This window comes from Streptomyces sp. NPDC051173, assembly GCF_040689515.1.
Classification (GTDB): domain Bacteria; phylum Actinomycetota; class Actinomycetes; order Streptomycetales; family Streptomycetaceae; genus Streptomyces.
Genome location: NZ_JBFBBD010000017.1, coordinates 1 through 8282, shown reverse-complemented (window position 1 = coordinate 8282; position 8282 = coordinate 1). Strand labels below are relative to the sequence as shown.

Below are 8282 nucleotides of genomic sequence, written 5' to 3'. Positions count from 1 at the left end.
CCCGTCTACAGTGACCGGCCGCGGCCGCCCGGCGGGTGCTGCGGTCCCTTCCTGCGAGGCGCCTGCACCCCCGGCGGGGGTACTGCCTGGGGCCGCCGGGGGTGCAGGACCTCTTGCAGCTGCTGCCGCACACCGTCCTCGGCCTGACGCTGCACCGCCGGCAGGCGGCCGCGCCGCTGGATCTCGGCAGCCGTCTGCTGCCGCCGGTGCCCCAGCCGATCCGCCCGCGCGGCCGCGGTGGAGGCCCGCCGCTCGGCGTACTGTCGGTCTTCCACCGCCGAGTTCCGCGCCCGGGCGATCAGCTCCCGTGGGGCCCCCTGGGCCTCCAGGCGTTGGACAACATCGAATCCCTCTTCCCGTCCCGGCGGGCGCGAGGCGCGCTGAGCGGCCTCCTCGCCGCGCTTGAGCCGGGCATGCAGCTTGGCCAGTTCCCGGTCCGGCAGCAGCTGCACCGGGACATCCGGCGTCAGCGGTTCGGACACCAGCGTCCGCAGGACCGTCAGCTCCCCCGCGTGCGCGGTCCGCAGGGCGCTGCGGGGATCAGGGTCGGCCATCACGGCGATGGACTCGGCGTCGACGGTCACGCGGTGCAGGACGGGACGGGAGGTGTCGTCGATCTCTGCGCGGTCGGCGAATGTGATGACGACCTCGCGGTGGCGCACCAGCCATCCGCGGGCCTCGTCCGCCGGCAGAGGCCGGGCGCGCCCGGCCTCGAGCGCCTGGACGGCGCCGGGCTCGGCCGTCCAGCGGCTGTCGGGCCCGCGCTCGTTGACGTAGAGCTCGTCAGCGGCCCGGTTGGTGATGGTGATCCGCCGCACCGCCGTGCTGGCCTCGGCCGCCGCGATTGTCTCCGGCATCATGCGAATGGCCAGGTCATGGGCGTTCGGAGGGGTCCAGCGGCCCGCCGCGAGGTACCGGTGAAGGCTGTCGAGCCGGCTGCGTTCTTCTGGAACGGCCAGCCCGATGACCTCCACGCCGTGGCCGGCCCGGGCGAACCGCTCCGCGGTGGCGACCGTCATCGGGGGATCACGGAAGATCCCCTCCAGCATGAGGCTGTAGCCGTTGTCCAGGGCGTGCTCGATGCTCATTCGGACCCATGCGCCGGAGGCCTGGCCGGTGGCGTTGGGGAACAGCAGGGGCTGCGTCTCCAGCAGCTCCTGGTAGCGGGGGTGGAACCTGCGTAGCTCATCCCCGGTCAGCGGTACTAACTGCCGGTCTGCGTGTCGCTGTTCCGCTGCGGCCATGGCCTGGCTCTTGCCCGCGGCAGGCTGGCCGCCGAGCAGCACCAGCACCGGATCACTCTGCGGGGTGTAGCCGGAGAAGACGAAGCTGCGGACCTCGGCCGCGAAGATGTCCGCCAGCTCGGCTTCGGAGAGGAAGAAGTCTTTCGCCTCAGCCACGGCCGGCCTTCAGCCCCGCCAGCTCTGCCCGCCATATGCGGATGTGCGAGATGAGCTGGCCGCGGTCGTGCGCGGGCACGGCGCGCTTGGCGTCGCGCAGGCCGATGACCTTCTGCCACAGCCGGGCGCGCTCTGCCTCGTCGGTCGCGGCCCGGTGCAGGCTGATGTACTGGGCGCTGAGCTGGGACTCGGCCTCGGCGAACTCCTCGTACACCATGGACGTCGGCGTGTTCTCGTACGGGTCGGACTGCTTACGGGAAGCACTCAAGGGACCATCTCCTGTGGTGAGTGGGTGTGATCAGGCGGTCTGGGCGCCGGGGTGGTGGGCCTGGTACCAGTCGAGGAAGGCAGCCACCGACCCGTCGAAGTCGGCGCGGATGACGGTGTGAAGGGCCCGCTGGTCGTGCCCCGGGCGCCACTGGGCCCGGGTCGGCTCCCCGCAGCCGCACCGGCACGGCAGGTTGTCGAACTCGTCGTCGTCGAAGTACGTGACCGCACTGCGGACCGCGTTCGGTGTCGGGTCGGGCTGACCGACGTAGCGGTCGTGGACCGGGTCTCCGGGCGGCAGAATGCGGCCGGCGAAGGCGCGCCGGCCCTGCTCGTCCTGCTCCCAGCGTTCGATGGCCACGGCCATGACCACCAGGCCGGTGTTGCGGCTCACCACAACAGCGAACTTCTCGTTCTCTGCGGCCTCGGCGAGAACCCACCAGCCGCGGGCGGCACTGAGCACTTCGAGCGGGCTCATCGTGGGGTCGTAGCCCCGCAGCTCGCGGGGGAGGAACGGGTGGTCGTCCGGCTCATAGAGACGGGCACCTGGGCGGATCCGAAGCATGGATTCTCACACCTTCCCTGGGGCGGGCCAGCCTCCACGATATCGAACGATCAGTCATCCTGCTACAGGGATTGATTGGTAAGGACCCGTGAACCCTTATGGGAATTGATGCAGAGCGGGGCGGGCCAGCGGCACCGGCTAGCAGCGCGGGCGTAAGCCCAACCAGCCAGAAGCCGGGCAGCCGAGGGGCCGTGACCGGCTCGGCTGCCCGGTCGTTGGAGAGGTGAGGATCGAGTCGCTGCCGGAGGGGAGGCTGCACTGGGCCGATCAGGGAACGGCAGCGGCGCGTCTCCCGTTCCTGTCGGGCGGCAGGCGCGCGGCATCGGCTACGCATGGCGGCATGACGCACCACGACGATCTCCAGTACGGTGCCGCGCTGGTCGAGCACCTACAGAAGCGATTCGGCTTCGAACGGGCCCACGACCTGCAGCCGAAGGGCCTCAACGCGGCCGAACCGCTGCTCAACCAGATGCGCGAACTGCTGGGCCGGGACTACGCGCCGTTCATGGCCTGTGCCGTCGAAGGGTTCCGCCGCTACCGGCAGGCCGGCGGCGCCGGACGCTCGCCCCTGCCCTACCTCTCCTACGTCCACGACCCGCTGGTGGCAGCGTTCAGCGCGAAGCTCGACGACGTGTTCACCTGGGCCTGCGCCCTCTTGCAGGCCCAACACACCATCCTGGGCACCAGGTTCGCGGACGAGGACATCGAGGCCTTCCTGAGCGCCGCCGCGGAGGCGGCACAGGACCTGTTGCCCCTGTGCGCCTAGCTGGTCGGCCCGGTGGTCTCGTCGTGCTTCCCGCCGTACAGCGGCACCTGCTCGAGCGGGTCGCGCGTACCGACGCCGTGGCGGCGGTCGTAGACGGTGTCCGCGGTGTGCGAGGCCGGTGCCCAGCGGCCGGCGACGTTGCGCTCGGCGAGCGGGACGCCGCGTTCGGCCAGGTCGGTGTTGGCGCCCGCACGCCAGGAGTGGCTGGTGACTTTCTTGCCGTCGATGTAGGGCACGCCGGCCTGTTCGGCGAGGAACTGCAGGCGTTCGTTGAGGGAGCCGGGCCGCATTCGGGTGCCGCGCGTGCGGTCGGCGGGGTACTTCACCAGGTTGCCGCCGCGGGTGAGCGCACGGAAGAGCGGGTCGTCGCCGCCGGCGGCGACGAAGCCCTCGAGCACGGCGAGCCAGGCGCGGGCGCGGCGCACCAGCTTCAGGTCTGCCCGGTCCTGGATGAACCGGCCGGAGCCCTGCCCGGCCTGGTCGGTCTTGGACACCGCGGTGGTGACGTGCAGGCCGGTGTCGTAGACCTTGACCCGCTTGATGAGCTGGTCGGCGAGTTCCATCTCGCGGTGCAGGTTGGAGTAGGCGAGGGCGGCCAGGAGGGCATCCCGTTTGCCGATGTTCGTGGACTCGTCGATCGCGTCGATGATGCGCAGGTTGTACTCCAGGGTGACCGCGGCGGACCGGTCAACGGTGCCGCCGGCCTGCACCCACGTCTTCTTCCAGGCCCGGATGCGGCCCTTGACGCGGGACGGGTCGGGCCGCAGGTCGACGGGCTGCCAGTTGTAGATCCGGGACATGTACTGCCCCACCGAGTCCGGTTTGTACACGCCTGCCTTGCCCTCGCGGATCAGGTGCAGCCCGTAGGCGGTGTAGGTGGCGGTGGTGCACGGATAGGCCAGCCGCGGCGGGTCCTGCGCCGCGCACCACGCCTCGAACGCCCGGACCGTGGAGTCGCGGTTGATGCGGGTGTTCTCCGCGAGGTCCTCCTCCTCCAGGTCCGCCAGGTCCTCCTCGGACAGCCGGAAGTCCGCGTCCGTCCACGGCGGCCGTGCCCCGGCGAGCGGCGGCAGCTGGCCGGGGCCGAGCATGGTGTGCTGGGTGATGAGGTATCGGGGCCCGGCCGCCGCAGGGGCCGGGCCGGACTGGGTCGGTAGGGTGGGCAACTCGGGGCCGGTGGGGACGAGTTCGGCGTCAAGGATCTCGGTGGAGCTGCCGGCGGCGGGCGCCGGGCGGAGCTCGTCGTCCGGCGCGGGAACTGGGAGGGCGGCCGTCATGCCCCCTCCTCCTCGTGGTCGGGGTGGCTGGTCTCGAGGTGCTGTCGGGCGGCCTGCTTGGCGTCCTGTTCTGTCCGGCCCGCGCCGTAGGCGTCGTCGCAGGCGGTGCACCACCAGGCCCAGGGCCACTTGCGGACCCGGCGGCGCTGTCGCTCACTGTCGCCGAAGCGGACCCGGTTCGGTTCCACGCGCACGGGGCCGATGGCCTGCGGTTGCGGCGCGGGCTTTCGGAGCGCGGCAGCGAGGACGGGGACGGTGTCCATCATCAGCTGGTGCAGACTGCGGTCCGCGGCGCCGTCCGGAACAGACCGCGCAAGCGGCTCATTCGGTGCGAAGTTGCCCATCATCCCCACCCCATCGTGATCATGTCCATGTCGCCCCGGAGTTGGCGGCTATTCCTCATAGAATACCCGGCTACCCATCAGTAGCCGGTGCGAGGCACGATTCTGAGGCGCCGCCAGGGGGCCGGAGACGCCAGGCGGCCCGCTGGCGGCCTCTCGTGGGCACCCGGACCCGATCACACCGGCCCTCGCGCGTTCGGCCGCGAGAGGGTCCGTTCTGCGGGTCGCTTTTCTGGCGATCCAAGGAAAATTTACCCTTTGGCCGGATTGCCGGAGCCCGGTGGCAGCTCTCGCAACACCAGGGTGCGCGACATCGCCGGCGCCGCGCGCCGCGCGAGTTCCCGCCGCTTGCCCGGCGCGTCCTCCGCCCGCAGTGCCACCCCGAGCAGCTCCAGCCACCGCGCCTCGGCCGCCCGGGCGGCCAGCACCCCGGCCACCGCCTCCTCCACGCTCGGCGGGTGGTCCACCCCTAGACCAGCCGCCCACGGCCCCGTCTCTGACGGGCCCTGGTCCACGTGTGGACCACCCGGGTCGGCACCCGCTCCTGACATCGGCTGGTCTACGGCTGGACCAACGTCTTCGGGGGCGCCGCGACCGGGCGGGTCGTACTCCTTGTGGGAGCCGTAACGGAACGGCCGCTCGCCGGTGAGGAGTTCCTCGTGCGCGCCGACGAGCTTGCGCAGCCGGGTCGCGTACCAGTCGGTGTGGAGGTCCTCCACCTCCCAGTGCCGGGCCCGCGGCCACCTATCGGCCTCGAACGCGGCCATCATCGCCGCGTACAGCGGATGCCCCCACTGCCGCGGCTGCTTCCCGCAGTCCTGCTCGCACACCGCGCACATCACCGGCCACGGGTCCGCGAGCACCCCCTGCGGGAAGTCGTCCGCATGCACCGAGACGGCCAGCACCCCGGCCCCCGGGCGCGCCGCGTCGACCAGGACCTGCATGGACGGGCCGGGCAGCCACGTCTGCACCAGCGTGCTCCCGCACTTCGAGCAGTACGGCACCGAGAGGTCCAGGCCCCGCCGGCGGCGCACCCTGGCGCCCTCGCTCGCCCGCCGTACCGCCGGCTTCTTCTTCCTCCGGGCGCGCCCGCGCCCAACTCCCTTGGCCATCGCCATCATTCAACACCACCACCACGAGCCTTCACCGCCGTGGACCGGCAGAGGGCGGTCCACGGGTACCGCTTATGGTGAGGCGTCTATCGGTCCGCCCTGGGCGGTGGTCTGGTCGGCTGGCGTCCGTACGGCGAGCGGGAGCGGGGGCGGGACATCGTGCGCCCCCCGATGCGCCCTTCAGTCGATCGAGGGGCCTGGGCACACTCTGGGAAGGACCCTCTGCGCAGAAGGGGAGGCCACGATGCCTCCACCATCGCCCGAGCCCCCACGCCCCAAGCCGCCACGCCTCAAAGGGCCCGAGCCGTCAGGCCCTTCGTTCAGGGCACCGTCGCCGCAGCCGGTGTCTCGCGAGGTTCCGAAGCGGCAAGTCCGCGACCGGGACAGTGAGCGAGTGCACGCGGAAGATAGGACAGGCGAGCCACCGGCCCGCGGGACAACACCGCCTGAGGCTCCCAGGCTGCGCACAGGCCCCCGGGGCTATGTACAGGCGCGGGCCGATGCCCGGATGGCCCGCGAGCAGGAGGCACAGGCCGAAGCCAGGGCGGTCCGCCAGGAGGAAGCGGCCTTCTGGCACCGGGAACTGGGGGCCGGGCTCGGGGACCGGCTGTGGGCCGATCCGCCACCCTCGCGTCCTCGTCCCCAGCCTCCGGCACGGCCACCCAGCGCAGTGTTCACCCGGTCCAAGCACCTCTCCAACCACACCCTGGTCTTCAACGGGCCCGTCATCGGCTCCCAGTTCGCCGTCGGCAGCCGGAACGTCGGGCAATGGCAAGGGCGAGAATTGCCCCGCATCGCGTTGCCCACCACCGGCCTCGCACCCACGGTGCGTACTCAGATCAAGGCCATCAGGAAGGTCCGGCACCAGACCGACCGGCTGGATCTTCCCCCGGCCACGGTGCGCACGGTGCGCAGGGCGGCTGCAGACGTGCAGGCCCAGCTGACGCAACCGCTTCCGGACGCGTACCTGGTGTGGAAGGGCCTGGTCCGCATCATGGACGAACTGGCGGCCGCAGCAGCGTCCCGACCGGAAGCCGAGCGCCTGCGCGATGCGCTCCGCTCCGCCTTCCCCGCGTACCTGACCGACAGGGGGCCTGACGAGACATGACGGGCAACAGCGGCGGGCCGGTGTTCCACGGCCCCGTGCACGACAGCCAGCTCGCCTGGAACAACCGCAGCGTCACACAGGCCCTGCACACCGCCGCAGGCCCCGATGTGCAGGGCCTTGCGGAAGCCACCCGGCTGATCCGGACCGGAATCGGCCAGCTGGCCCTGGCCCCTGACCGTGAGGCAGAGGTACTCCGGGCCGTGGACAGCCTCGACAGCGAGATCCAGGACAACGCGCCCCGCGACATCGGGAGGCTGCGGATCCTGGCCGACCGCCTGACCTCCGCCCTTCTCGGGGCAGCGGCCGCCAGCGTGACCGCCGGTGCCGCCGAGTGGGCAAGCTCCCTGGTGGCGACCCTCCACCAGGCATTGCCCTGACCACACGCTGGCCCAGTGTCGCCCCGCACTCCAAAGTGCTGGCCGGCTACCTCGAAGTCGTGGACCAGTGGGAGGACTGTCAGTCGCCGGTGATGGTGCGGCGGGGCTTGGCGGTGACGATCCGCAGCCAGCGGCCCGCTCCGTCGGTGACAGCCGCGCTCCGGCTGGGCCTGCGGTCGCCGCGCAGGCCGTGGACCACGCTGCGCCAGCCGTTGCGGCCGGAGCGGGATGCGCCGCCGTAGGTCGGCTCCACGCAGTAGAGCACCGTCCCGTCCTGGTCGACAACGTTCCAGGTGTGGTTGTCGCGGTGCTCGGGGTGCTTGATGATCTGGGCCGTACTCAGGACTTCCTTGGCCTGAGAGGCCGTCAGCCGCTTGAAGGACCCGGGGGACCTGCGCCTCGCAGGGGGCTGCCTACTCGGTTGGCCCGCCGCGGTGGGGACGTTCCCGGGACTGCCGCAATCCTCACGTGATGATCTGGCAGAGCGTACGGGCGAAGATGCGTCCTCAGCCGAAACCTCACGTGATGATTGCTCGGCGGTCGCCATGGCCGCCGGGCGGGCTACAGCTCGTGCGGCGGCCTGGCGGGCGCGGGCTGTGAGTACGGCGGACAGGCGGGCCAGCGTCTGAAGATCGGTGCGGTCCGCGGCCCTGCCCGCGTCCAGGGCTGCGGCGGCCCTGGACGCAGCGTTGGCCAGCTGAGCGGCCAGGGTGAGGCCGCTGGTCCCGACGTACTCGGCGGCCCACTGCACGTCCTCCGCCGCGCTGGCGATACGGGCGGCGCTCGCTTGGCGGGCGCGGTACGCCTTGCCCTGGCAGGCGCGGGAGCAGTACCGGCGCGGCCTCGGGCCGCGCCGCGCAGGCAATGCTCCGCCGCACACGTCGCATGTCGGCATAGCCCCTCCGATCGTCACGTGAGGTTTGTGGATGACGGTACCGCGGTCTTGCGCAAACGTCACGTGATGATTGCGCGGGGACCAGCGCCCGACCAGCCGCTTGACCATCTGCGCCGCTGCCATCGAGCCCACGCCGTAGAGCGCGGACACCGCACCGGCCAGTGTCACCGAGGC

9 protein-coding genes and 1 pseudogene are annotated in these 8282 nt (G+C 71.6%); 3 read left to right on the top strand and 7 right to left on the bottom strand.

Annotation, left to right across the window (positions count from 1 at the left end; all coding sequences use genetic code 11):
• Positions 1 to 5: 5 nt before the first annotated feature.
• Genes AB0435_RS12515 through AB0435_RS12505 form a run of 3 tightly spaced genes read right to left on the bottom strand, consistent with a single transcriptional unit; the run spans position 6 to position 2232 of the window.
• Positions 6 to 1400, bottom strand: coding sequence for a zeta toxin family protein (locus AB0435_RS12515; RefSeq protein ID WP_366426860.1), 1395 nt, complete (start codon positions 1398 to 1400; stop codon positions 6 to 8).
• Positions 1393 to 1668 (bottom strand): hypothetical protein, encoded by a 276-nt coding sequence (locus tag AB0435_RS12510; protein ID WP_366426859.1) that lies wholly within the window; start codon positions 1666 to 1668, stop codon positions 1393 to 1395. The genes AB0435_RS12515 and AB0435_RS12510 overlap by 8 nt, the downstream gene beginning before the upstream one ends.
• A 30-nt stretch (positions 1669 to 1698) precedes the next feature.
• Complete coding sequence (locus tag AB0435_RS12505; RefSeq protein ID WP_366426858.1) at positions 1699 to 2232, bottom strand: hypothetical protein; 534 nt, start codon at positions 2230 to 2232, stop codon at positions 1699 to 1701.
• Positions 2233 to 2572: 340 nt separating this feature from the next.
• Between AB0435_RS12505 and AB0435_RS12500 the strand changes: the two genes are divergently transcribed.
• Positions 2573 to 2998, top strand: a complete 426-nt coding sequence (locus AB0435_RS12500; RefSeq protein ID WP_366426857.1) for a hypothetical protein — start codon at positions 2573 to 2575, stop codon at positions 2996 to 2998.
• On the opposite strand, the gene AB0435_RS12495 is transcribed toward AB0435_RS12500, so the two are convergent.
• From AB0435_RS12495 to AB0435_RS12485, 3 genes are all read right to left on the bottom strand, one after another.
• Complete coding sequence (locus AB0435_RS12495) at positions 2995 to 4275, bottom strand: hypothetical protein (RefSeq protein ID WP_366426856.1); 1281 nt, start codon at positions 4273 to 4275, stop codon at positions 2995 to 2997. The two genes, AB0435_RS12500 and AB0435_RS12495, sit on opposite strands and share 4 nt — an antisense overlap.
• Positions 4272 to 4541 carry a hypothetical protein gene (locus AB0435_RS12490; protein WP_366426855.1) on the bottom strand — a complete coding sequence of 90 codons (270 nt, stop codon included), beginning with the start codon at positions 4539 to 4541 and terminating at the stop codon, positions 4272 to 4274. Before AB0435_RS12490 ends, AB0435_RS12495 begins: the two co-directional genes overlap by 4 nt.
• A gap of 326 nt (positions 4542 to 4867) precedes the next feature.
• Positions 4868 to 5728, bottom strand: coding sequence for a hypothetical protein (locus AB0435_RS12485; RefSeq protein WP_366426854.1), 861 nt, complete (start codon positions 5726 to 5728; stop codon positions 4868 to 4870).
• Between the two features lie 508 nt (positions 5729 to 6236).
• Between AB0435_RS12485 and AB0435_RS12480 the strand changes: the two genes are divergently transcribed.
• Positions 6237 to 6836 carry a hypothetical protein gene (locus AB0435_RS12480; protein ID WP_366426853.1) on the top strand — a complete coding sequence of 200 codons (600 nt, stop codon included), beginning with the start codon at positions 6237 to 6239 and terminating at the stop codon, positions 6834 to 6836.
• A complete protein-coding gene (locus AB0435_RS12475; protein ID WP_366426852.1) occupies positions 6833 to 7213 on the top strand; it encodes a hypothetical protein in 381 nt (126 codons plus the stop codon). The genes AB0435_RS12480 and AB0435_RS12475 overlap by 4 nt, the downstream gene beginning before the upstream one ends.
• A gap of 79 nt (positions 7214 to 7292) precedes the next feature.
• Here the strand turns inward: AB0435_RS12475 and AB0435_RS12470 are convergent.
• Positions 7293 to 8282 (bottom strand): annotated as a pseudogene (locus tag AB0435_RS12470) (hypothetical protein); the annotation flags it as partial.